Below are 23,091 nucleotides of genomic sequence, written 5' to 3'. Positions count from 1 at the left end.
CAGCCCTGGGGAGGAGGGCCTTCTCACCCGTGGGGTAGAGGCCGCCCTGCCGACCGCCCTCGTCGGGATTACTCTGCCCCCATGAGCGATGTGGATTTCCATGCCGCGCGCATGGATCGTGCCGTCCGGTCGGCGGTGCAGGAGGGGCTGGCGGGTCTGGTCGTCGCGCCGGGCCCCGACCTCGTATGGCTGTGCGGTTATGAGCCGGTGACCACCGAGCGCCTGACCGCGCTGTTGCTGCTCCCGGATCGCAAACCGTGGTTGGTCGTCCCGAACTTGGAGCGGCCGGACGCCGAAAAGGCGCCGGGCGCGGGTGCGTTGAGGATCACCGGCTGGGCGGACGGCGAGAATCCGTATGCGGAGATCGTCAAGGCCCTGGATCCGCGGGGTCGTTACGGCGTCTCGGACAACGCCTGGGCGCTGCATCTGCTGGCGCTGCAGCGTTCGCTTCCCGGTTCGGCGTATGCGGCGCTGACGGAGGCGATGCCGATGCTGCGTGCGGTGAAGGACGCGTACGAGCTGGAGCGGTTGGCGGCGGCGGGGGCGGCGGCGGATGCCACGTACGAGGCGATCGTCGAACTGCCGTTCGCGGGGCGCCGGGAGGCCGAGGTGGCGGCGGACCTGGCGCGGTTGCTGCGCGAGAACGGGCATAGCCAGGTCGATTTCACGATCGTCGGATCGGGCCCCAATGGCGCCAACCCGCATCATGAGGCGGGCGACCGGATGATCGAGGAGGGCGACATGGTCGTCCTGGACTTCGGCGGCCTGAAGGGCGGCTACGGCTCCGACACGACGCGCACGGTGCACGTGGGTGAGCCGACGCCGGAGGAGCGCAAGGTGCACGATCTGGTGCGTGAGGCGCAGCAGGCGGCGTTCGAGGCGGTGCGGCCGGGGGTGGCGTGTCAGGAGATCGACCGGGTGGCGCGTCAGGTGATCCGTAAGGCGGGGTACGGCGAGTACTTCATCCATCGCACGGGGCATGGGATCGGTGTCACCACGCATGAGCCGCCGTACATGGTGGAGGGCGAGCATTTGCCGCTGGTGCCGGGGATGTGTTTCTCGATCGAGCCGGGGATTTATCTGCCGGGCCGGTTCGGGGTGCGTATCGAGGACATTGTGGCCTGTACGGATTCCGGGGCCCGGCGGTTGAACAACACGGCGCGGGAATTGCGGACGGTGTCCTAGGAGGCGGACGGTGTCCTGGTAGGCGGGCGGTGTCCTGGCTCAGAGGGCCTGGTGCATGATGTGGAGCCCGGTGTACGTGCCGTCGGGCAGGCGGTAGGCGCCGGGGACGGTGCCGACGATGGTGAAGCCGCATGAGCGCCAGAGGGAGACGGCTCGGGTGTTGGATTCCACGACGGCGTTGAACTGCATGCCGTGGTAGCCCTCGGCGCGTGCCCAGTCCAGGGTGTGCTCGCACAGGGCCCGGCCGATGCCGCGGCCGGCGTGTTCGGGGGCGACCATGTAGCTGGCGCTGGCGATGTGGGCGCCCGGGCCCATCTGGTTGGGGTTCATCTTGGCGCTGCCGAGGACGGTTCCGTCGTCGTCGACGGCTACGACCGTGCGGGCGGGTGCGGTGAGCATCCACATGCCGCGGCCTTGCTCGGAGGTGAGGTCGCGGGGGTAGGTGTAGGTCTGCCCGGCGGCGGTGATGGTGTGGAAGAAGGGCCAGATGGAGGCCCAGTCGTCCGCGTGGGCGGTTCTGATCGGCATGGGCGTCAGCATGGCCGGGGGGTGCGGGGGCCGCCACCGGTTTTCCGCTCCGGCGGCCTACGGGCGCGCCCTCACACGGCCCGCATGCGGTGGGGGTCGTAGGCGGGGGCGTATTCGGGGGCGACGGGTCCGTGTTCGGGGGCGCGGGCGGTGACCATGGTCCAGGCGACGACGGCCGCGAGGAGCATGATGCCCGTGCCCCAGGCTATGGCGATGCCGAAGCCGTGGACGACGCCTTCTTTGACGACTCTGTCCCGTACGGCCGGTCCGGTGGTGCCGGCGGCGGCCGCGGCCTGCAGGTGGGCGGCGATGTAGGTCGCGCTGGTGGAGGTGGCGATGGTGTTGAGCAGTGCGGTGCCGATGGAACCGCCGACCTGCTGGGCGGTGTTGACGGTGGCGGAGGAGACGCCGGAGTCGCGTTGGTCGACTCCGCTGGTGGCGACGTTGACGACGGGCATGAAGACCAGGCCCATGCCGAGGCCGAGGAGGATCATGGCGGGCAGTACGTGGGAGGCGTAGGCGGGGTCGACGGTCAGGAAGGTGAGCAGGAACAGGCCGGTGGCGGCCACGACCGCGCCGGGTGTCATGAGCAGGCGCGGGGGCAGGCGGTTCATGAGCCGTGCGGAGAGCTGGGTGGAGGACAGGACGATGGCGGCCGTCATCGGCAGGAAGGCCAGTCCGGCTTTGAGCGGTGAGTATCCGAGGACGACCTGCAGGTAGTAGGTCATGAACAGGAACATGCCGAACATGCCCACGACGGCCAGTGCCATGACGATGAGCGCGCCGGCGCGGTTGCGGTTGCGGATGATGTGCAGGGGCAGCAGGGGGCTGGTGGTACGGCTCTGCCACCAGGCGAAGACCGCGAGCAATGCGACGCCGCCGCACAGCAGTCCGAGTACCAGGGCGTCGCTCCAGCCGCGTGGCACGGCCTCGCTGCAGGCGTAGACGATGGCCACCAGGCCGCCGCAGCCGAGCAGCACTCCGGGGAGGTCGAGGCTGGGCCGTTCGGCGGCTGCGGGGCGGCGGTCGTGGAGCAGCCACGTGGCGCCGAGCAGGGCGATGAGGGCGATGGGGACGTTCACGTAGAGGCACCAGCGCCAGTCGAGGTATTGGGTCAGGACGCCGCCGGCGATGAGGCCGATGGCGGCGCCGCCGCCGGCGATGGCGCCGTAGATCCCGAAGGCTTTGCTGCGTTCCTTGAGGTCGGTGAACGTGGTGGTCAGCAGGGACAGCGCCGCCGGGGCGAGGACGGCGGCGAAGGCGCCTTGCAGGGCGCGGGCGGCGAACAGCATTCCCTGGCTGTGGGCGGCGCCGCCCAGGGCGGAGGCGCATGCGAAGCCGACGAGGCCGATCATGAAGGTGCGTTTGCGCCCGACGAGGTCGCCGATCCTGCCCCCGAGCAGCAGGAGGCCGCCGAAGGCGAGGCTGTAGGCGGTGATCACCCATTGGCGGTTGGCGTCGGACATGTGCAGCTCGCGCTGCGCCGAGGGGAGGGCGATGTTCACGATGGTGGCGTCGAGGACGACCATCAGTTGCGCGAGGGCGATGATCACCAGCCCCCACCAGCGGCGTGGGTCGGCGGGGGGAGGGGGTGCCGCGGGTGCCGTCGAGGGCTCGCTCGTCGAGCTCATGGTGCATCTGCTCCTCGCGGCCGCCGCGGGGGGCGCGGCGGGCCGATAGCGTGCAGAAACTCGCAGTCCAGGGTAGGCCCGGCGGGTGATGCGCGCCCCCTGGCGGGAGGGGGGTTCTTCGGTGACGGGCCTCAGGGGACGAGGACGACCTTGCCGATCGTGCCGCGCGTCTCGAGCGCCCGGTGGGCGGCGGCGGCCTCGGTGAGCGGGAAGCGCTGTACGGCGGGGACGACGTGGCCGGCGGCGGCGTGGGCGAGGGATTCCTCCTCGAGCCGTCGAAGGCCGGTCCGGCCGCCGCCGAATCGTTCCAGCATGGCCGGGCCCAGCACGCCCCGGGAGGTGATCGAGCGCTCGGCGAGTTCCTCGGGGGTGAGGTCCAGCGGCCCGCCGCCGGTGACTCCCTGTGAGGACCAGCCGTAGACGAGGTGGAGGCCGCCGGGCCCGAGCAGGTCGACGGCGGCCCGCGCGGCCGGCCCGCCGACGCCGTCGAGGACGAGGGTGGCGGCGCGCCCGTCCAGGGCCGTACGGGCGGCGTCGGCCCAGGCCGGGTCGTCGTAGTCGAGTGCGACGTCCGCGCCGAGCGTGCGGACGTGCCGGACCTTGGCCGGGCCGCCCGCCAGGCCCACGACGGTGGCCCCGGCCCGCTTGGCGTACTGCACGAGCAGCGATCCGATGCCGCCGGCCGCCGCCAGCACCACGACCACGTCGTCGCCGGTCAGCTCGGTGAAGCCGAGGATGCCGAGTGCGGTGCGGCCCGTTCCGATCATGGCGATGGCCTGGTCCTCGGCCAGCCCTTCCGGGAGTTCGTGCAGCCGGTCGGCGTCGACGACGGCGAGTTCCGCGTAGCCGCCGGGGTTGTCGGGGCCCATGTGGGCGACGACGCGCTTCCCGAGCCACCGGGGGTCGGTGCCCTCGCCGAGCGCGTCGACGGTGCCGGAGATCTCCCGTCCGGGGATCGTGGGCAGCTCGGGCAGGCCGTAGGGGCCGTTGGGGTCGCCGGAGCGCAGGGCGGCGTCGACGAGGTGGACGCCCGCCGCGGCGACGGCGACCCGTACCTGGCCGGGGGCGGGGACGGGGTCGCCGGTCCGCTCGTGGACGAGGTTCTCGGCGGGGCCGAAGGCGTGCAGTCGGACGGCGTGCATGGCGGGCTCCAGGGCGGGTCGGTGATGCCGATGACCTTGAGTCTTCAACCTGAACCGCGCTTGAGGTCAAGGCGTTCCGGGGCGGTTGTCAGTGGGGTGTGCCAGTGTGTGTTCACGGACAGTGACGGTCCGGCGGGTCGACGGGTGGCTACGGGGAAGCGGGTGCGGGTGTCATGGGGACGACGCGAGGCGGCGGGCGGCGGCAGGCGGGCAAGGCGGGGCCGGTGGCCAGGCTGCCGGAGGTGCGGCTGCCGGAGCTGCGGCCGTTCGAGGGCGGGGAGCCGGAGCCCGAGGGGGACTACGACGGGCTCGCGTTCACGGACGCGGACTTCACCGGCCGCAGCGGGGAGGGCGCGTACTTCGGCGACTGCGGGTTGTACCGCTGCGTGCTGGACGAGGCCCTGCTGAGCCGGGTGCGGATGGTGGACTGCGTGCTGGAGGGCGTGCGCGGCGTGGGCACGGACCTGGCGGGGGCGTCGCTGCGCGACGTGGAGGTGCGCGACGGCCGGTTCGGCGGCGTGCAGCTGCACGGCGCCGTCCTGGAGCGGGTCCTCGTCAAGGGCGGAAAGATTGACTATCTGAACGTGCGCAAGGCCGTGCTCAAGGACGTCACGTTCGACGGCTGTGTGCTGTCCGAGGCCGACTTCGGCGGCGCCCGGCTGGAGCGGGTGGTCTTCCGTGACTGCGTGCTGCGCGGGGTGGACTTCACGGGGACGCAGATGAAGGACGTGGACCTGCGGGCGGTCGCGGAGCTGGACATCGCCCGGGGCGTCGAGCGGCTGTCGGGGGCGATCGTCAGCCCCGCCCAACTCCTCGATCTCGCCCCGGCCTTCGCGGCGGCGATAGGCATCCGGGTCGAGGCGCCGCCGGCGGACTGACGCCGGCGGGGCCCCGGCGCCCGGGCGCCTCCGTGGTCACACGCGCGGGTAGCGGCTCTGCAGGTCCCAGATGACGGGGTTGTCGGCGAGGCCCTCGTGCATGTCGGCCAGGTCGGCGATCAGGTCCTGCAGGAAGTCGCGCGCCTCGCGGCGCAGCGCCCGGTGGTCGAAGGTGAGCGGGGGCTCGTCCGGCGCCCAGTCGGCGGTGACGTCCACCCAGCCGAAGCGGCGTTCGAAGACCAGGCAGTCGGTGGACTCGGTGAAGTCCAGCTCGGCGAACTGCGTGGCCGCCGAACGGCTGCCCCGGGGGTCCTGGTCGACCTTCTCGACGATGTCGCACAGGGCCCAGGCGAAGTCGAGCACCGGCACCCATCCCCAGGCTGTGGACAGTTCCCGGTCTTCCTTGACGTCGGCGAGGTAGACGTCGCCGCAGAAGAGGTCGTGCCGCAGCGTGTGGACGTCCGCGGTGCGGTAGTCCGTCTGCGGGGGGTCGGGGAAGCGGCGGGAGAGGGAGTAGCCGAGGTCGATCACGTCTCGATGGTACGTACGACAACGGTGCCCCCGCTGCCACAGGGGCGGCGGGGGCACCGGGTGCAGACCCGTGAGGGGGTTACTTCACGTTGATCGCGGTCCAGGTGTTGGCGACCGTCTTGTACTCGTTGCTGGTGGAGCCGTAGAGGTCCGCGGTCGCCTTCAGGGTGGCGGTGCGGGCGGCCTTGTAGTTGGTGGTGGAGGTGAAGTACGTGGTCAGCGCCTTGTACCAGATCTTGGTGGCCTTGTCCCGGCCGATACCCGCGATCTTGGAGTTGTTGTAGGTCGGGCTGTTGTAGCTCACGCCGCCCAGGACCTTGCTGCCGCTGCCCTCGGACAGCAGGTAGAAGAAGTGGTTGGCGGGGCCGGACGAGTAGTGGACGTCCACGCTGCCCAGCGACGAGGACCAGTAGTCGCGCGAGGACCCGTCCTTGCTCGGCTTGTCCATGTAGCGCAGCGGGGTGCCGTCGCCGTTGATGTCGATCTTCTCGCCGATGAGGTAGTCGCCCGCGTCGGTCGAGTTGTTGGCGTAGAACTCGACGGCGGTGCCGAAGATGTCGGAGGTGGCCTCGTTGAGGCCGCCCGACTCACCGCTGTAGCGCAGGTTGGCGGTGTGCGAGGTGACGCCGTGGCTCATCTCGTGGGCCGCCACGTCGAGCGAGGTCAGCGGGTTGGCGTTGTTCTCGCCGTCGCCGTAGGTCATGCAGAAGCACTCGTCGTCCCAGAAGGCGTTGACGTAGCCGTTGCCGTAGTGGACCCGCGAGTACGCGCCCTCGCCGTCGCCCTTGATGCCGGTGCGGCCGAGCACGTTCTTGTAGAAGTCCCAGGTGACGGCCGCACCGTAGTGCGCGTCGACGGCGGCCTTCTGGCGACCCGCGCCCCAGACGTCGCTGGAGTTGGTGAAGAGCGCGCCGGTGCCGTCGGTGCCCTGGTTCAGGTCGTACGTCTTGTGGCCGCCACGGGCGCCGTCGGTGAGGGTGTAGCTCGAGCCCGACTGCGTGGTGGTCAGCGGAACGGTGCCGCTGTAGGTGCTGGTGCCCGAGCCGGTGTGGATGGTCTCGTTCTGGAAGAGCTTCTTGCCGGTGTTCGCGTCGGTGATCACCTGCAGCTTGCTCGGCGTGCCGTCCTTCTGGACGCCGGTGACGGTCGTCTCGTACGCCAGGACCGGCTTGCCCTGCGCGGCCCAGATCACCTTGCGCGCCTGGCCGGCGTCCGCCTTGGCGGTCTTCTGGTCGGCGGCGACGCCGAGCGCGCTCTTCTTCGCGGCGGAGGGCGCCAGCGAGGGCGACGTGCTGGGCACGGCTATGTCGGCGTCGGTCGCCTTGGTGACGTCGCGGTCACCGTTCTTCTTCTGGTGCACGACCAGGTCGCCGCCGAGGACCGGCAGGCCGTCGAACGTGCGCTCGTAGCGCGTGTGCACCGTACCGTCCGCGTCCTTGACGACGTCACGGACGACCAGCTTCTCCTTGCCGCCGAGGCCGATCTTCGAGGCGACGGAGGAGGTCGCGCCCTGCGCGTCCTTGATCGCGGAAGCCCGCTGCCCGGCGGAGAGCGCGAGCTGCTGCCCGCCGTCGCTCTTGGTGGCCGAGGCGCTCGCCGAGCCCGTCTGCACACCGATCACGACCATGGTGGCCGAGGCGACCAGGGCGGCGGCACGCAGGGAGTTCTTGCGGGAGGTGGCGGTGAAGCTTCTCAACTCAGTCTCCTATGAGGGGGGTTACGGGCAACCCTGGAGTGAGGCCGCCCGTTGATGCAGGAGTTGTGCAGGAGTGAATTGAGGAGAGAGTGCCATCGATCGATCGACTTTGACAGGGGCGCAACAAGGAATTGACTTGCCGGTAACCGATGACCGGTGGATTGAGTCCGCTATGCGGCGAGTTGAGCAGAATCGAAGAGGTGTTCAACTGTTCGCCAGGGCGTGTTGGCCCACCGGATCGCACACGGAAGGTTTCCGGGTGCGGCGAAACGGCATTAATGGGGCCGGAGATGAGGCTAAGCGCATGAAGATCAGGCACTACCCGGAAGCGGAAGTTCCGAAACAACTTCGCGCACAAGTCGACGCATTGCGCGACGAGGCATGGCCGGGAGCGGGCGATGACGCCCATGATCCGCTACTGAGTCCTGTGACCGTACTACTGGTAACCCCCTCCGCGACAGGGGGAGTCGAATACGGCGTCGTGACCGCCGCACTCGACATTCTCAGCAAGGACATCACCCATGCCGGACGCTCCTACCGGGCGGCCGGACTGAGCGCCGTCGTCACGGCGGCGGCCCACCGGGGCAAGGGAAACGGGCGACAGCTCGTGGCTGCCGCCCGTGAGTTGATCGCGGGAAGCGGATCGCTTCCGTCCGCGCCGAAGGCCAACCCGATGCCGAAGGCGGACCTGGCGCTCTTCACCTGCGACCGTCCGCTGCGGGCCTTCTACGAGAGCGCGGGATGGGAGCACCTGGACGGGACCGCCCTGATCGGCGGTACCCCGCACGCCCCCTTCCCCAGCGACCAGCCGGGCTTCGACAAGGTCACCATGGCCGGCTTCTTCACCGAGCGCGCGACGCGGCACGCGGCCGAGTTCCGGCGCAGCCGCATCGCGCTGTACCCGGGCGAGATCGACCGGCTCTGGTGAGAGCGGGTCAGCGCTGCTCGTCGGTGGGCGGACGGTCCGCGTCGATCTGCTCGTTCATCTTCCGCTGCACGGCGTCGACCTGGCTCTGGTACTTGTTCTGCGTCTTCGCGTCGAACGCGTCGCCGGCCTTCTCCACGCCCTGCCTGGCCTGGTCCGGATGGCCCTTGATCAGGCCCTTGAGCTTGTCGAGCATGGACATGTTCGTCCTCCTTGGGGGAACGCCTGACCCCCTCAGCATCGCCGCCATCACGTCCGTCCGCATCCCAGGCCGGGGGCGCGCGGGAGCCCCCAGGGGGCGCGTGGCGCGGCCCAGGCGGAACGAACCGCGCGCATGACCGATGCCCCGAGGCCGCCCCGGTGCCCGCCCCCGTGCCTGTCCGGTGAGTCCGACCTCAGGGCGGCTGTGACAATCTCGCTCATGACCGGTGAACCCCTGCGCATCCCGCTCGATCGACTTCGCCACGCCTTCGATGTGGTGCTCCGTCAGGTGGAAGCGTCCGCCGGCCCCACCGTGACGCTCGACGAGGAGTACTTCTGGTCCGTCCCGGGCGATGAGCTCTACGACGTCCTCGACGAGCCGAAGACACTCACGATCGGGCAGCTGTCGGAGTCATGGCAGCGCATTGAGGACCTGCTCGCTCACCAGGACCGGGCCCTGGGCTACCACCTGGTGTGGCTTGCCGACGTCATCCGGGCGATCGGCCAGGACGCCCCTGGCTGAGGGGGTGTCCCGACCGGCGCGAGTACGTGGACGGTGTCACCGGCCTCTGAACCCGGCCGCCTCGGCGAGCACCGCCGGCCGGGGCAATATCGTTTGAGCGTCGGAGCCGGCGGCGCTACCGTGCGGTTCCTTGTAGCCGACGGGTTGTGCGAGTGGGCGAGCGGCGCATGGACTGGTGCGAGAAGCGGGATCTGGAACGGGCGATCGCCGACGGCATCAAACGATCCCGACGAGGCACCAGGAAGTGGAACCTGCTGCTGGCCTCGCCCTTCATCGCGGTCTTCGTCTTCCTGGTCTACTGGCTCGCCTTCTGCCCCGACAGCCACGGCCTGCGGCAGGCCGGGCGGCCGTAGTGCCCCGTACTCCGTGAACCGCCGCACCCCGCACCGCCGGCATGTCGACATCCCGCCGGCGTGCGTCCAGCCCGCCTGATGACGACAGTCGGCCCGCATACGGCCCGTGGTGAAGACGGTCATGACGTACGCCCCAGGTGGGTCTTACGGACATGGGTGCGCAGGCTCACGGTCGCCGCGACCGCCTGATCCCTGCGGCCCCCGTCCACCGCCGCCCGCTGCGCCGCCTGCAGCCTGGCGCACTCCTCGCACGCCGGCCCCCGAACGGCCGCCGCCCGCTCCTCCCGCGTCGCCAGCCGCAACGTCTGCGGCGGCACCTCCCACTCCCGGCCGCCACCGGGACGTCGTACCTGTACGTGGGGGCCGAGGGTGCCCATGACTTGAGCGAGCGTCGCGTTGCGGGTGTCGACGACGTAGGTGCCCTCGCGGTACGTCATCGCCTCCGGCGGGGTGGGGGTGTTGTCGCGCACGGCGTTCCCTTCGCTTTTTCACTGGCTGTACAGAGAGCGTGACCGTGCGGGGCTAGGCTTCGGGAGGGGGTGCCCCGCCGCAAAACGCCTGTTGTTAAAGGGAGTTATGCCGTGGCCAAGGATTCACGTCGCTCGGGCCGCTACGGGCAGTCGAAGGTGGGCTGGGAGTTCTTCGGCTCGGAACTGAAGCGGCGACGGGAGGCTGCCGAGCTGTCACAGCAGGAGTTGGGCAGACGCGTGTTCTGCTCGGGCACGTACATCGGACAGTTCGAGACCGGGGTGCGTAAACCGCAGCTGGATGTCGCCGAGCGGATCGACGCGGAGCTGGGGACGGACGGGTTCTTCGCGCGGATGTGCGAGGAGCTCATCAACAGCACGACAAACGTCCCCTACTTTGCGGACGTGGCCTACCTCGAGGGAATCGCCACCGAGATTCATGCGTACGCGCCGATGTTCGTGCCGGGAGTGCTGCAGACTGCGGCTTACGCGCGGGCGGTGTTCAAGGGTGGCTTTCCGCTGGCCCCGAATGACGACATCGACGCCTGGGTAGCCGCGCGGCTCGAGCGACAATGCATCGTCGCGCAGCCAACAACGCCCTTGTTGTGGGTGGTCATCGACGAAAATGTGATCCGGCGCCCCACCGGCGGAGCTGCTGTGATGCGGGAGCAGTTGGAGCACCTGGCATCACTGGCGCGCAGCGATCGCCTGGTCGTGCAGGTCCTGCCGTACAGTTCCGGTGCTCCTGTGCTCGGCGGGATGCTGAAGCTCATGACCTTTGACGACGCTCCGCCCGTCGCCTACTCGGAAGGCGCCATGAGCGGCAGCTTGATGGACGGTCCCGCCCTCGTTGCCAAGCTGCAGCGTGCCTACGATTTCGCGAGGGCCGCCGCACTGCCGCGCGACTCCTCGCTCACCTTGATCGAAGCGGCTGCGGAGGAGTACGCGGATGGCAACCGAGAATGATCCTGGCGTCTGGGTATGGCGCAAGAGCTCGTACAGCGGTCCCGGCGCTGGTGGCACTGACGACTGCGTCGAAGTCGCCGACAACATACCCACCTTGGTCCCTGTCCGGGACAGCAAGCGCCTCACCGGCCCCACCCTCACCTTCACGGCCCCTGCCTGGGCGGCCTTCGTCGCCGACGTGAAGGCGTAGAGGCCGCATGGCGGTTACGCGGTTTACTTCGGGTCGCTGTTGAACTTCGCGGTGGACCAGAAGTAGCCGAGGACGGCGAGGCCCAGGCACCAGGCGACGGCGAGCCATCCGTTGTTGCCGATCTTGGTGCCGAGGAGCAGGCCGCGCAGGGTTTCGATGGCGGGTGTGAACGGCTGGTACTCGGCGATCGGCTGGAACCAGCCGGGCATGGAGTCGATCGGGACGAAGGCGCTGGACAGGAGCGGCAGCAGGATCATCGGCAGCGCGTTGTTGCTGGCGGCCTCGGCGTTCGGGCTGATCAGGCCCATGCCGACCGCGATCCAGGTGAGCGCCGTGGCGAAGAGCACGAGCAGTCCGAACGCCGCGAGCCACTCCAGGGGTGTGGCGTCGGTGGACCGGAAGCCGATGGCCACGGCGACGGCGCCGACGAGGACCACGCTCGCGATCGACTGCAGCACGCTGCCGACGACGTGCCCGACGAGCACTGAACCGCGGTGGATCGCCATGGTGCGGAAGCGGGCGATGATGCCCTCGGTCATGTCGTTGGAGACGGAGACCGCGGTCCCGACCACGGTGCCGCCGATGGTCATGAGCAGGATGCCGGGGACGAGATACGCGATGTACGCGGAGCGGTCCGCACCGCCGCCGCCGATGCCCGCGCTCATCACGTCGCCGAAGACGTAGACGAAGAGGAGCAGCATCATTATTGGCGTGAGCAGCAGGTTCAGGGTGAGGGACGGGTAGCGCCGGGCGTGCAGGAGGTTGCGGCGCAGCATCGTGGACGAGTCGCGCAGGGCCAGGGACAGGGAGCTCATCGGGCAATCTCCTTGGGCTGTTCGGGGGTGTCGGCGTCGCCGGTGAGGGCGAAGAACACGTCGTCGAGGTCGGGGGTGTGGACGGTGAGCTCGTCGGCCTCGACGTCGACAGCGTCCAGCCAGTCGAGGATGGAGCGCAGTTCGCGCTGGCTGCCGCCGCTGGGGATCTGGAGCGTGAGGGATTCGTCGTGCCGGGTGGCCTCGCGCAGGGCGGAGGCGGCGGCCTGGTACGCGGCCGGGTCGGTGAAGCGGAGCCGGACGTGTCCGCCGGGGACGAGCCGCTTCAGTTCGTCGGCGGTGCCTTCGGCGGCGATTTTGCCGTTGTTGAGCACGGCGATGCGGTCGGCGAGTTCGTCGGCCTCGTCCAGGTACTGGGTGGTGAGGAAGACGGTGACGCCGTCGGAGACGAGCTCGCGGATGATCTGCCACATGTTGTGGCGGCTGCGCGGGTCGAGGCCGGTGGTGGGTTCGTCGAGGAAGATGATGCGCGGATCGCCGACCAGGGGCATCGCGATGTCGAGGCGGCGCTTCATGCCGCCGGAGTAGGTGGAGGCGGGCTTCTTCGCCGCCTCGGTGAGGTCGAACCGCTCCAGCAGATCTGCTGTGACCCGCCGCCCCTCGCGCTTGGAGAGGTGGTGCAGGTCCGCCATGAGGAGCATGTTCTCCTCGCCGGTGATCAAGCCGTCGACGGCGGAGAACTGTCCGGTGACGCCGATCGCGGCGCGTACGCCGTCCGGTGATGTGGCGACGTCGTGACCGGCGACCTGGGCCTGCCCGGCGTCGGCGGAGATGAGGGTGGAGAGGATCTGCACGGTGGTGGTCTTGCCGGCGCCGTTGGGGCCGAGCAGTGCGAAGACGGATCCGGCCGGGATGTGCAGATCGATGCCGTCGAGCACGGTCTTGTCGCCGTAGGACTTGCGCAGACCGATGGTGGAGACGGCGGTGGGGGACTGCGGACCGCTCCGCTTGGATGTGGGCATGACAAGAGACCGCATGGGGCCCTCCCGTTCGAAGGCTGAAGTGGCTGGGGGAGTGGAGGAGTTGGCGGGGGCCGGTGCTCAGACGCGGGCGCGGAGCACGTCGATGTTGCCGTTGCGGGTCCGGGCGCGAACCTCGACGGTGTCCTCGGTCTGCTCGGGGGTCTCGGAGGGGGTGAGCCTGTTGCGCACCTGCCCGGAGCCGGAGTTGGCGTCGATCCAGGCGGCGGTGCCCTCGCGGATGCCGACCTCGATGGCGCCGTAGGAGGTCTCCAGCTGCACTGTGCCGCGCGCGACGTCGGCGACGCGCACCGTGCCGTGGGCGGTGGTGGCGGTGACCGAGCCCTCGGCGCGCGCGATGTCGATGTCGCCGTGGGCGCCGCTCACCCGCAGGTCGCCGGTCGCGGCGCCCACGGTCGTGGTGCCGTGCGAGTTCTTCAGGACGGCGGAGCCGTTGACGGTGCCGACGCGCAGGCTGCCGGTGCTGGTGGTGATCTCGGCCGCGCCCTCGATGCGGTCGACGGTGATCGAGCCGTGGGAGGCGGTCAGGTTCAGCGGCCCGGTCGCGTCGAGGCGGACGTCACCGGACGAGGTCTTCATGCGGACCTCGCCGAGCCGGCCCTCGCCGAGCACCTGGGTCCAGGCGCCGGTCATGTCGATGTGTGAGCCCGTGGGCAGTTCGACCGTCACGTCGACGACGCCGGTGCGCCCGAAGAGGTTGGACTTGGGCGTCCTGATCGCCAGAACGCCGCTCGCGTAGCTGACCTCGGTCTGGCCGGCCGTGCGCACGTCCAGGTCCTTCTTCGGATCGCGGGGCCGCACCTCGACGACCGTGTCGAGGCGGTCGCTCGCGATGAACTGGATGGAGCCGGCCTCCACGCGGGCGGTGGTCGAAATCGGCTCGGGAGTGTCGAAAGAAGGCATGGCTGTACCGTCCTCTTGGGTCTTCGGGTCGTCCCCGCAGGTGGGACGTGGTGTGGGTGCCGCGCTTTTCGTGGGCGGGCGGGGGCGCGGCTAGCGCACCCAGCCCGTGAAGCTCTGTCCGACGGTGCGGGTCTTCTCCGGCGTACGCGGCCGGGTGCCGCCGTCGACCGCGGCCGACACGGCTCGTACCAGCCAGGCGTTGACCGACAGGCCCTCGCGGCTCGCGGCCTCCTCGGCGCGCGCCTTGAGGTGGGCGGGAAGACGCAGATTGACGCGGGCGGTGCCGCCCTCGTCGCCTTCGGCGGGCGCGTGCGCCTTGAGCAGTTCGGCGGGCGCGGCGGCCACTTCCATGGCGCCGGGGCCGGCGGGCGGCGGCGTCACCACGAAGTCGGGGTCGAGCCCGCGCAGCCGTACGTCGACGGAGCCGGGGGCGAGCTCGCGGGTGATCTCGTCCATCGCGGCGGAGAGCACATTGAGCATGGTCAGACGGGTCGCCGACTCCAAAGGAGCGGTGAGCCGCTCGGCCAGCTCACGAGCTTCCTCCCCGCCGGCTTCGGCGGCCACCGCAAGTTCGCGGCGGAGGGTGTCGACATACGGGGTCAAGTCCATGACGCCATGATGGCACCACGGTGGCGCCACCTGCAAGCCCGGGTGGCGCCATGCGTGTGGCGTGCGCGACGCTGACCGCCCTGACCTGTGCAAACGCCAAGAAATCGACCTGAGTCACTGTGGCGCCACGCCCGCCCGCGCGCTTCCCGGAGCGAGAAATGGCACCGCGTGGCATCACGTGGCATCACGTGGCACCACCCGGCGCCACGTGACGCCAAGCGATGCCATGCGGCTCCCTGCCCGGGCCGTTCGGCCGCCGGTCCTCCGGGTGTCGGTCCTCCGGGTGTCGGCCCTTCGGGCCTTATGGGGCCAGCTGGAAGTGGACGGCGAACTCGTAGACGCCGAAGGCGATGAGGCCGACCGCGGCCAGGAAGGCGCCGGTCGCCGCGCCCGCGCCCGCGTGGCGGCGGAAGCCCGCCGCCAGTATGGCGCCCAGGAAGCCGCCTGCGACGGGGACGCCGGCGATGAGGCCTGTGAGCTGGGCGAAGTGGACGTTGGCCTCGTGGTTGCCCGCCCAGTCCGAACCCGATGGGTTCCGGACAGTCTGCAGCTGCAGTGTCCAGAGCCAGATCGCCGGGCTCAGGAAGATCAGGGTGAGGACGAGCATGGCCACGATGTAGGGCCCTTGCCCACCCGCCGTACCGTCCTGGTCCCGCTTCTGGCCTGCGTCCGCTGTCGTCATGAGGCCAGCGTCGACGGGCGTGGGGGCGTCGCGCATCCGTACGCGTACTCAGATGCGCGCGGCCCCGACAGACGCCCTCGACGGGCGGGGAAGCCTTCGAGCCAGGCTTGCCGAAACTCAACGCTTTGCCGATCAACTGCCTTTGACCTTAACGCGTTAACACGGATGTAGTGGCCACCGATCGTCCCGAGGTGCGTCTCGGATGTGCCGGCGGTCTCTTTTGCCTGCCCACCTGCATACGGAGAAGGTCTTATGACTGTCATCACGAGAAAAAGTGCGGCCGAGCTGTCCCACGACGACATCCTTGCCATCGTCGAAGGCACCGCATTGGCCGTGCACATACCCGGCTTTATTCATCCGGAAGCCTTGGCGTCCGCACGCGCCCAGCTCTACGACCACCCCGATCGGGGCGGACTGAGCCAGGACACGGCGTTCCAGCGGGTCGGCTTCGCCTACTCGGAGATCAGCGACGAGCGGTCCAGGGACCGTTATCACTCCGAGGCGCGCGCCAATATCCAGCGGATGCGGGATCTGTTCGCGCCCTACGCCTCGCCCAGTGATGTTCTCCGGCTGCTGCTGGAGGAGACCTGGAACGCCGGCGCGAACCTGATGCACGTCGATGGCCGAAAGGCCTTCATCGGCATCTGCCGCTATCAGCACAAGGACGTCGACCTCAACCCGCACACCGACGCTCTCGAGCGCAACCTGCCGCCCGACCACGCGCAGGGGCTCACGGCGCAGCTTTCGGTCAACATCTACGTCAACATTCCCCGGGTCGGCGGCGAATTGGAGCTGTGGGGGACCGAGCCGGGCGAGGAGAGTTACAACGAGCTCAAGGGCGAGCGGGTCTGGGGCATAGAGCGCGAGAAGCTCGGCCCGCCCGTCGAGGTCATCAAGCCGGAGCCCGGCGATCTGCTGCTGCTCAACCCGCGGCAGATCCACGCCGTACGGCCGTCCGGCGACGAACCGCGCATCACGCTGGGGCACTTCATCGGTTACTACGGCACCGACCGGCCCCTCGAGCTGTGGAGCTGACACCCTGATGAACGACTACATCATCGACGGCCGGACCAAGGCGAATTTCGGTCAGGAGGCCAAGAAGCTGACGCTGGCCGGAACCCGGGCCATTCTGCTGGTGAGCGTCGGCCAGCGCTATCACGAGGGCGACAAGCTGCGGGCGACCGTGGAACTGGTCAACCGCAGCGGATTCAAGCAGCTGACCATCGCCGTCGCCGACACCCTGCAGCGCACCAACTACCTGCACCTCTCTCCCGAGGAGGCCTACGAAAGGGCTCTCAGGGAGGGCGACGAATGGCTGGAACGCAACGAAAAGGTTCTCGGACAGTTGTCCGTGAGCAATGAGGTGTTGCGCTGGGACGAGACGCTGCAGGATCCCGAGTACGGGGCGTTCCGGGAGCGGGTGGAGCGGGCCTACGCCGAGGATCCCGGCTATCGGGCGGCGGTCGACGCGACCATCGGCAAGTTCATCGACCGGCTCACCGCCCGTGACCCGGAGGCCGATACCGAACTCGCCTTCAGGAACTGCTTGTCCTACCTCATCGAGGAATGTCCCATCATCATGCCGATGTGGGCTCATCAGGGGTACGACTACGTCATATATCCCCAGCCCATGACCACCGCGATGGCTGAAACGCAGCGACAGTTCGTCACCGGGGAATACCCCGGGAAGGGCGGGTGGCTGTCCCTGAGGTTCAAGAAGCGGGCCGCCGTGCCCGAAGCCGCGGCATAAACACGGCACTCAGCGGGCATCGCACATCCCCCCGCTTAGCAACGCCGCTATACGTGTAGAGGACACGAACTGTGACGACATCAACCGACCGTAAATGGTGGGCATTCGCCGGGGTCGGGCTGATCAGCTTCCTGGGCTGTATCGACCTGACCATCGTCAACACCGCCGCCCCCCAGATCCAGTCGGATCTGGGCGCCTCCGTGACCGACCTGCAGCTCATCGTCAACATGTTCATCGTCGCCCTGTCGATGTTCATGGTGACCATGGGCCGACTGGCCGACGCGTACGGGCGGCGTCGTGTCCTCTACGCGGGGACGGTCGTCTTCGGCCTGGCCTCGCTGGGGGCCGGGTTCGCGGACAGCACGGGCTGGCTCATCGCCTTCCGCTTCCTCCAGGGCGCGGCCGGCGCCATCCTGTACACCTCCACCGGCGCCATCGTGCAGAACGCCTTCCCCGAGTCCCAGCGCGGCCGCGCGATCGGCGCCCTCTACGGCGTCAACGGCGTCGGCCTCGCCATCGGCCCCCTGCTCGGCGGCGTCATCGTCTCCGCCCTGGGCTGGCACTGGGTGTTCTGGGTGAACGTCCCGCTCGTCGCGCTGGCGCTGGCCCTGTGCTCGTTCAGCGTCCGCGAGTCCCGTAACGAGGACGCCGGACCCGGCGTCGACTGGCCGGGCCTCGTCCTGATCAGCCTCGGCATCCCGGCCGTCGTGCTCGCCTTCACCCTCGGCGGCTCATGGGGCTGGTCGAGCGGACGCACGCTGGGGCTGCTGGCCTTCGCGCTCGTCGTCCTGATCGCCTTCTACGCGGTGGAGCGCCGCGCCGCCGACCCCATCATCAGCTTCCGGCTGTTCCGGCACCGCTCGTTCCTCACGGCCATCGTCTCCGACTTCGCGCTGGCCTGCTTCTACACCACCGTCCTCTTCCTGATGCCGCTCTACCTGCACGAGGTGCACGGCTACGGCGGTTACGCGACCGGCGCGCTGCTGCTGCCCTGCACCGCCGTCATGGCCGTGCTGTCGCCGTTCGTGGGCCGGCTGACCGACCGCTTCGGCCCGCGCCGCCTCCTGCTCGTGGGCTTCGCGGCGTTCACGGTCTCGGCGCTGCTGCTCACCCGCCTGGAGGGCGGCACGTCGCTCGCGTACGTCGCCGTCGCGCTGGTGGCGATGGGGCTCGGCTGGGCCTGCATCCTGGGTCCGGCCACGGTGTCCGCGCTGTCGTCCGTGCCCGAACGCCAGGCGGGGCTCGCGATGGGGTCCTCGTGGACGTTCCACAACCTCGGCGGGGCCATCGGCCTCGCGGTGGGCATCGTCCTCTACCGCGCCCAGGCGGAGGACGGTCTGACCTCGGCGCTGGCCCGGCTGCACGCGCCCGCCGGGGACTGGACGCACGACGTGGTGGCCGACCCGGAGCGGGCGGCCGATCTGCTGCGGGAGCACACGTCGCTGACCTCCGGACAGGTCGGCGAGGTCTTCGACCGGATGTTCTCGGACGGCACCCAGGCCGCGATGTGGATGGTGGCCGGAACCTCGTTCGCCGCGCTCATAGTCGTCGGACTGCTGGGCCTCGCCGGCCGGCGAGCCGCGGCCACGACCGGCGCCGCCCCCGAAGCCGCGGTGACGAAGGAGACCGTCTGACGACGACACGGACCGCCTGATACGACGCGTGGGGGCCGCCGGAATCCCGGCGGCCCCCACGCACGCGTTTACCGAGCCTGCGTGGCTCAGACGTTGACGCCGAAGTCCTGGGCGATGCCCGCGAGACCCGAGGCGTAGCCCTGGCCGACCGCGCGGAACTTCCACTCCGCGCCGTGGCGGTAGAGCTCGCCGAAGACCATGGCGGTCTCGGTGGCGGCGTCCTCGCTCAGGTCGTAGCGGGCGATCTCGGCGCCGCCGGCCTGGTTGATGATGCGGATGTAGGCGTTGCGGACCTGGCCGAAGTTCTGCGAGCGCGCGGTGGCGTCGTAGATGGAGACCGGGAAGACGATCTTCTCGATGTCGCCGGGCAGCGCGGCCAGGTTGACGTTGATCTGCTCGTCGTCGCCCTCGCCCTGGCCGGTGGTGTTGTCACCGGTGTGCACGATGGACTGGTCCGGGGTGGACTTGTTGTTGAAGAACACGAAGTGCGAGTCGGAGTAGACCCGGCCGCCGCCGTTGACCGCGATGGCGCTGGCGTCGAGGTCGAAGTCCGTACCCGTGGTGGTGCGCACGTCCCAGCCGAGGCCGACCGTGACGGCCGTCAGGCCCGGGGCCTCCTTGGTGAGGGAGACGTTGCCGCCCTTGGACAGGCTTACAGCCATCGGATGTGTCCCTTTCGTCGGTTCGCGAGCCCGCTGGCGGCTCGCGCACTCGAAGTTACAGTCACCCCGGATAACGCGAACAAGGGGAGGGAGGGTTCCAGCTCCCTTTACTTTCTTTGCTCATTCCTGACGCCGGCCGTGGCACCCGCCCCATAAATCGAGGTGACGGGGCCGCCCGGGGCGCGGGATCATGGGGGCATGTCCGGTCCCCACGTCATCCGCGGTTCCGTCTCGCTTCCCGAGGCGGAGCTCATGTGGCGTTTTTCGCGTTCCTCCGGGCCCGGCGGACAGCACGTGAACACGAGCGACAGTCAGGTCGAGCTGCGTTTCGACCTCGCCGCCACGGAAGCCCTCCCGCCGGTATGGAAGGAGCGCGCGCTCGAGCGCCTCGCCGGCCGGCTCGTCGACGGCGTGGTGACCGTACGGGCCTCGGAGCACCGCTCCCAGTGGCGCAACCGCGAGACAGCGGCCGTACGCCTGGCGTCCCTGCTGGCCGAGGCGACGGCACCCCCGCCGAAGCCGCGGCGCCCCACGAAGATTCCGCGCGGCATCAACGAACGACGTCTCCGCGAGAAGAAGGCCCGCGGCGAGACGAAGCGAGGCCGCACGGGACGCGACTGGGGCTAGGGCGCACCCCAAGCCCTGGTGTCCCACCCGCACCGTCTGGTCGATGTGACGGGAGGGGGCCGGGGGCGCAGGAGGGTGTTCCGGAATGCTGCCGGATATTTGTGGGCCCAATGTGAGGGCACGCATCACGTGAGACGGCACCGGGCCCGTAAATATCCGATTCCGGAACACCCTCCGGAGCCCGCGGCCCCCGCACCACGACAACGGCGATCAGCCCAACTGCCGGTACCGCCCCCGGAAGTACGTCAGCGGCCCACTCTCCGTGCTGGGCGTGTCCGCCCGCAGCACCCGGCCGATGACGAGCGTGTGGTCCCCGGCCGCCACCCGCTGCTCGGTCCGGCACTCCAGCACCGACAGCGCACCCCGCACCAGCGGCGCGTCCGTCTCCTTGCCGCGCTCGTAGGGGATGTCCTCGAAGAGCAGCCGGTCGCTGATGCGGCCCTTCATGGCGAAGCGGCCCGCGATGTGGCGCTGGCTCTCGGAGAGCACCGAGACGCCCCACAGCTCCTGGCGCTCGAGGAGGTCGTCCATGCGCGAGCCGTCGCGGACGCTCACCATGACCAGCGGCGGGTCGAGGGAGACGGACAGGAAGGCGGTGGCCGTCATGCCGACGTCCTCGCCGCGCGGACCGTCCTCGGGGTCGTGCGCGGTCACCAGCACGACGCCCGCGGCGAGGCGGGCGAGGGCGGCACGGAATTCGTCGGCGGTCACCCCTTCAGGATGAGCTATGCCGGTCTCTGTGGGCGAAGTCGTCTGCAACACGCTCAGCACGCTAGCCGCACCCGGGTGCGGCCCGCATCGGGCTGGGGGACCAGACGGGTCCTAGGTCGCAGGCACCGTACGGCGGCGGAGCGCGGCGAGGCGTCCGTTACCTGCGGAAATGATCGGGAAGCCGGGCCGAGCGGTCGCGAGGAGGCCAACAAGGCCCCGGAAAGCGGCGGGAAAGCGGCTGGGAACCGCCGGTAAGGTGCCGTCGAACTGCTGCGAATGGATCAGGAAATCGCCCCGGAAGTGACATCAATGGGCCGCCGGATTTGCGTTCAGGAAGCATAGAGCTGCAGTCGAACGCCAGTATTGGAACACCATCACATCATGTGACATGAGTCACAGAGGGCGGTAATTGTTGACCCTGTGTACCGAGTGGTCAGCTCGCTGTGATTCAGTGGCCCGGTAAACGGACGAACAAGAAGCCTGGAGTTGCTGTCGAGGTCTCGGGGGAGAGCGAGCTATGGAGACCGAGTCGGAGCCGTACGTCCGCCTGGCGACCTTGCGACAGGTGCACCGGGCGATCGCGGAACTGAACACCGCGCGCAGCCTCGCGGACACACTGCAGACCGTTGCCGACGGCATCGTGACCGGGCTCGGCTATGAGCTCTCGGCCGTGAATCTCGTACGACCGGACGGTGATCTGGTCGTGGCGGCGGTGGCGGGAAGCGCCAGCGCCGAGGCCCTGATGGCGGGCCGGGTGGGCTCCCGGGTGTCCTGGGAGCGGCGCCTGGCGATGGGCGAGCACTGGGGCGATCTGCGGTTCATTCCGTACACCGAGGGCTGGGTCCTCGACGACGACGACGTGCCTCAGTGGCACACCGGCGGCAGCGCCCCGCGCTTCGTCCACGAGTGGCATCCGATGGACCGCCTGTTCGCCCCGATGTACACGACCGGGCCGTCCGGCGGAGAGCTGCTCGGCGTGATCTCGGTCGATAAACCGACCAACGGCCGCAGGCCGGGGGCCTGGGGGCGAGAGGCTCTCCAGATGTATGCGTCGCAGGCCGCGATTGCGATCAGTAACGCTCGTCTACGCGCAAATATGCAACGCGCTCTGGTCCGACTCGAGCGGGAACAGCAGGCGCTGCGCGCGAGTGAGGAAAGCTTCCGCCAGGCATTCGAGTACGCGCCCAGCGGCATGGCGATCGCGGAACTGGGCGGCGATCAGCACGGCCGGCTGCACCGCACGAACGACGCCCTGTGCCGGCTGCTCGGCCGCTCGGCGTCCCAGATGCGCCGCTACTCGTTCTCCGACCTGGTCCACCCCGAGGACGTCGGCACCCTCCTGCGCACCTCGGCCGAGGGCGGGCGCGCGGAGCTGCGCCTGGCCCGCCGCGACGGCACGTTCGTCTGGGTCTCGCTGCGCAACTCCGTGGTCGCCGACGCCGCCGACGGGCCGCGCTTCCTGCTCACCCACGTCGAGGACATCGAGGAGCGCAAGCGGCACGAGCTGCAGCTCGCCCACCGCGCCAGCCACGACTCCCTGACCGGCCTGCCCAACAGCGCCGAGCTGCGCTCCCGCCTCAGCAGCCGGCTGTGCGCCCGCCCGCCCGGCAGCGAGGCGCACGCCACGGCGGCCGTCGGCCCGTACGGCCACCTGGACGCCTTCGCGGAGGTGGAGAGCGCCGCGGGCGTGGCGGCCTACGCCGGGCACGCCCACGCCGGACACGCCGCCCCCGCCTCCGCCCTCGGCCGCGTCGGCGAGCCCGTACCGCATGGGCACGGCCCCGTACCGCACGGGCACGGCTTCGGCTCCGACACCGGTCCCGACTTCGTGCCGGACGACTTCGGAAGCCTGCCCGGGATGACCGCAGGGGCGTACGACCACCACGAGCACACCATCGCCCCCGACGAGGGTACCGACGACGGCGCCAAGGGGCTGGCCGTCCTCTTCTGCGACCTCGACGGCTTCAAGTCGATCAACGACCGCTTCGGGCACCACACCGGCGACGCCGTCCTGATCGAGGTGGCCCACCGGCTGAGCAACGGCGTCCGCGACGGCGACACGGTGGCGCGTCTCGGCGGCGACGAGTTCGTGGTGCTGGCCGACGGCCTGGGCCAGGCCGACGCCGAGGACCTCGCGGCCCGGCTGCGCAACGCGATCATTCCACCCATAAGGGTCGACGGGCGGGCCGTCCGGGTGGGGGCGAGTTTCGGAATCGGCTGGGCCGGTTGCGGAATGTCCGCCGACGAGGTGCTGCATTCCGCCGACCAGCGGATGTACATAGAGAAACGGTCGCGTGCGAAGGCGGGCAGACGCGCCGGGTGAGGGCTGGTTTGCACCTCTTCGTGAGGTCTGGACCACGGCGTGATCCCGTCGGCTCGAGGTAGGCTGCGCCGATGCGGCACCGCCGCCGACCGTGGTCGCCGCCCCGGCCTCGAAAGCCACGGTTTCGGCGCACAGGAGCGTGGGCGCCGATGGGCACACCA

At 69.7% G+C, this 23,091-nt stretch carries 26 protein-coding genes; 12 read left to right on the top strand and 14 right to left on the bottom strand.

All coding sequences use genetic code 11. The features are described 5' to 3' along the window. Positions 1-81: 81 nt before the first annotated feature. Positions 82-1,185, top strand: coding sequence for an aminopeptidase P family protein (locus AB4K12_RS22915; protein ID WP_368435982.1), 1,104 nt, complete (start codon positions 82-84; stop codon positions 1,183-1,185). A 39-nt stretch (positions 1,186-1,224) separates the two neighbouring features. On the opposite strand, the gene AB4K12_RS22910 is transcribed toward AB4K12_RS22915, so the two are convergent. The 3 genes from AB4K12_RS22910 to AB4K12_RS22900 form a co-directional block, all read right to left on the bottom strand. After that, on the bottom strand, positions 1,225-1,713 hold the full coding sequence (locus tag AB4K12_RS22910; protein WP_368435981.1) for an N-acetyltransferase family protein: 489 nt from the start codon (positions 1,711-1,713) through the stop codon (positions 1,225-1,227). Positions 1,714-1,784: 71 nt separating this feature from the next. Continuing rightward, entirely contained in the window at positions 1,785-3,344 is a 1,560-nt protein-coding gene (locus tag AB4K12_RS22905; RefSeq protein WP_368435980.1) for a DHA2 family efflux MFS transporter permease subunit, read from the bottom strand. A gap of 131 nt (positions 3,345-3,475) precedes the next feature. Further along, positions 3,476-4,486 carry a zinc-binding dehydrogenase gene (locus AB4K12_RS22900; protein WP_368435979.1) on the bottom strand — a complete coding sequence of 337 codons (1,011 nt, stop codon included), beginning with the start codon at positions 4,484-4,486 and terminating at the stop codon, positions 3,476-3,478. A 173-nt stretch (positions 4,487-4,659) separates the two neighbouring features. Here AB4K12_RS22900 and AB4K12_RS22895 point away from each other — a divergent pair, with 173 nt between their 5' ends. Continuing rightward, the gene (locus tag AB4K12_RS22895; protein ID WP_368435978.1) at positions 4,660-5,364 is read left to right on the top strand and encodes a pentapeptide repeat-containing protein; all 705 of its coding nucleotides are present in this window, start codon (positions 4,660-4,662) and stop codon (positions 5,362-5,364) included. A 36-nt stretch (positions 5,365-5,400) separates the two neighbouring features. Here the strand turns inward: AB4K12_RS22895 and AB4K12_RS22890 are convergent, their stop codons facing one another. Beyond that, positions 5,401-5,895 carry a hypothetical protein gene (locus tag AB4K12_RS22890; protein ID WP_368435977.1) on the bottom strand — a complete coding sequence of 165 codons (495 nt, stop codon included), beginning with the start codon at positions 5,893-5,895 and terminating at the stop codon, positions 5,401-5,403. A gap of 79 nt (positions 5,896-5,974) precedes the next feature. Then, on the bottom strand, positions 5,975-7,591 hold the full coding sequence (locus tag AB4K12_RS22885) for a M4 family metallopeptidase (RefSeq protein ID WP_368435976.1): 1,617 nt from the start codon (positions 7,589-7,591) through the stop codon (positions 5,975-5,977). 481 nt (positions 7,592-8,072) lie between these two features. Here AB4K12_RS22885 and AB4K12_RS22880 point away from each other — a divergent pair, with 481 nt between their 5' ends. After that, on the top strand, positions 8,073-8,519 hold the full coding sequence (locus AB4K12_RS22880) for a GNAT family N-acetyltransferase (RefSeq protein WP_368435975.1): 447 nt from the start codon (positions 8,073-8,075) through the stop codon (positions 8,517-8,519). A gap of 7 nt (positions 8,520-8,526) precedes the next feature. Here AB4K12_RS22880 and AB4K12_RS22875 read toward each other — a convergent pair whose 3' ends face one another. Continuing rightward, positions 8,527-8,718 carry an antitoxin gene (locus AB4K12_RS22875; protein WP_368435974.1) on the bottom strand — a complete coding sequence of 64 codons (192 nt, stop codon included), beginning with the start codon at positions 8,716-8,718 and terminating at the stop codon, positions 8,527-8,529. Positions 8,719-8,937: 219 nt separating this feature from the next. Between AB4K12_RS22875 and AB4K12_RS22870 the strand changes: the two genes are divergently transcribed. Together AB4K12_RS22870 and AB4K12_RS22865 are read left to right on the top strand one after the other, a co-directional pair. Beyond that, positions 8,938-9,240, top strand: coding sequence for a hypothetical protein (locus tag AB4K12_RS22870; RefSeq protein WP_368435973.1), 303 nt, complete (start codon positions 8,938-8,940; stop codon positions 9,238-9,240). A gap of 167 nt (positions 9,241-9,407) precedes the next feature. Then, positions 9,408-9,593, top strand: coding sequence for a hypothetical protein (locus AB4K12_RS22865; RefSeq protein WP_368436094.1), 186 nt, complete (start codon positions 9,408-9,410; stop codon positions 9,591-9,593). Between the two features lie 119 nt (positions 9,594-9,712). On the opposite strand, the gene AB4K12_RS22860 is transcribed toward AB4K12_RS22865, so the two are convergent. Further along, positions 9,713-10,063 carry a hypothetical protein gene (locus tag AB4K12_RS22860; RefSeq protein WP_368435972.1) on the bottom strand — a complete coding sequence of 117 codons (351 nt, stop codon included), beginning with the start codon at positions 10,061-10,063 and terminating at the stop codon, positions 9,713-9,715. A gap of 111 nt (positions 10,064-10,174) precedes the next feature. Here AB4K12_RS22860 and AB4K12_RS22855 point away from each other — a divergent pair, with 111 nt between their 5' ends. Continuing rightward, the gene (locus AB4K12_RS22855; protein ID WP_368435971.1) at positions 10,175-11,026 is read left to right on the top strand and encodes a Scr1 family TA system antitoxin-like transcriptional regulator; all 852 of its coding nucleotides are present in this window, start codon (positions 10,175-10,177) and stop codon (positions 11,024-11,026) included. Further along, positions 11,010-11,216 (top strand): DUF397 domain-containing protein, encoded by a 207-nt coding sequence (locus AB4K12_RS22850; protein ID WP_368435970.1) that lies wholly within the window; start codon positions 11,010-11,012, stop codon positions 11,214-11,216. Before AB4K12_RS22855 ends, AB4K12_RS22850 begins: the two co-directional genes overlap by 17 nt. 23 nt (positions 11,217-11,239) lie before the next feature. On the opposite strand, the gene AB4K12_RS22845 is transcribed toward AB4K12_RS22850, so the two are convergent. From AB4K12_RS22845 to AB4K12_RS22825, 5 genes are all read right to left on the bottom strand, one after another. Beyond that, positions 11,240-12,031: an ABC transporter permease gene (locus AB4K12_RS22845; RefSeq protein ID WP_368435969.1), complete on the bottom strand. Its 792-nt coding sequence runs from the start codon at positions 12,029-12,031 to the stop codon at positions 11,240-11,242. After that, entirely contained in the window at positions 12,028-13,011 is a 984-nt protein-coding gene (locus AB4K12_RS22840) for an ATP-binding cassette domain-containing protein (protein ID WP_368435968.1), read from the bottom strand. The genes AB4K12_RS22845 and AB4K12_RS22840 overlap by 4 nt, the downstream gene beginning before the upstream one ends. Positions 13,012-13,089: 78 nt before the next feature. After that, entirely contained in the window at positions 13,090-13,932 is an 843-nt protein-coding gene (locus AB4K12_RS22835) for a DUF4097 domain-containing protein (protein ID WP_368435967.1), read from the bottom strand. Positions 13,933-14,022: 90 nt separating this feature from the next. Then, entirely contained in the window at positions 14,023-14,541 is a 519-nt protein-coding gene (locus AB4K12_RS22830; RefSeq protein ID WP_368435966.1) for a hypothetical protein, read from the bottom strand. Positions 14,542-14,842: 301 nt separating this feature from the next. Then, on the bottom strand, positions 14,843-15,223 hold the full coding sequence (locus AB4K12_RS22825; RefSeq protein ID WP_368435965.1) for a hypothetical protein: 381 nt from the start codon (positions 15,221-15,223) through the stop codon (positions 14,843-14,845). 252 nt (positions 15,224-15,475) lie between these two features. Between AB4K12_RS22825 and AB4K12_RS22820 the strand changes: the two genes are divergently transcribed. The 3 genes from AB4K12_RS22820 to AB4K12_RS22810 all read left to right on the top strand — a co-directional run bounded on the left by AB4K12_RS22820 (position 15,476) and on the right by AB4K12_RS22810 (position 18,607). Then, positions 15,476-16,258, top strand: coding sequence for a 2OG-Fe(II) oxygenase (locus AB4K12_RS22820; protein ID WP_368435964.1), 783 nt, complete (start codon positions 15,476-15,478; stop codon positions 16,256-16,258). Between the two features lie 7 nt (positions 16,259-16,265). Beyond that, the gene (locus AB4K12_RS22815) at positions 16,266-16,973 is read left to right on the top strand and encodes a tRNA-dependent cyclodipeptide synthase (protein WP_086567003.1); all 708 of its coding nucleotides are present in this window, start codon (positions 16,266-16,268) and stop codon (positions 16,971-16,973) included. Positions 16,974-17,044: 71 nt separating this feature from the next. Next, positions 17,045-18,607, top strand: a complete 1,563-nt coding sequence (locus AB4K12_RS22810) for an MFS transporter (RefSeq protein ID WP_368435963.1) — start codon at positions 17,045-17,047, stop codon at positions 18,605-18,607. Positions 18,608-18,693: 86 nt separating this feature from the next. On the opposite strand, the gene AB4K12_RS22805 is transcribed toward AB4K12_RS22810, so the two are convergent. Beyond that, positions 18,694-19,269: a TerD family protein gene (locus AB4K12_RS22805; protein WP_086567006.1), complete on the bottom strand. Its 576-nt coding sequence runs from the start codon at positions 19,267-19,269 to the stop codon at positions 18,694-18,696. A gap of 198 nt (positions 19,270-19,467) precedes the next feature. On the opposite strand from AB4K12_RS22805, the gene arfB reads away from it, so the two are divergent. Then, complete coding sequence (arfB, locus tag AB4K12_RS22800) at positions 19,468-19,896, top strand: alternative ribosome rescue aminoacyl-tRNA hydrolase ArfB (protein WP_086567008.1); 429 nt, start codon at positions 19,468-19,470, stop codon at positions 19,894-19,896. Between the two features lie 210 nt (positions 19,897-20,106). On the opposite strand, the gene AB4K12_RS22795 is transcribed toward arfB, so the two are convergent. Continuing rightward, positions 20,107-20,658, bottom strand: coding sequence for a flavin reductase family protein (locus tag AB4K12_RS22795; protein WP_362253379.1), 552 nt, complete (start codon positions 20,656-20,658; stop codon positions 20,107-20,109). Between the two features lie 466 nt (positions 20,659-21,124). Between AB4K12_RS22795 and cdgB the strand changes: the two genes are divergently transcribed. Continuing rightward, a complete protein-coding gene (gene cdgB, locus AB4K12_RS22790; RefSeq protein WP_368435962.1) occupies positions 21,125-22,930 on the top strand; it encodes a diguanylate cyclase CdgB in 1,806 nt (601 codons plus the stop codon). The last annotated feature ends 161 nt before the right edge of the window (positions 22,931-23,091 follow it).

The organism is Streptomyces sp. C36 (genome assembly GCF_040932295.1).
Lineage (GTDB): Bacteria > Actinomycetota > Actinomycetes > Streptomycetales > Streptomycetaceae > Streptomyces > Streptomyces triculaminicus.
This window is presented reverse-complemented; position numbering and strand designations above follow the sequence as displayed.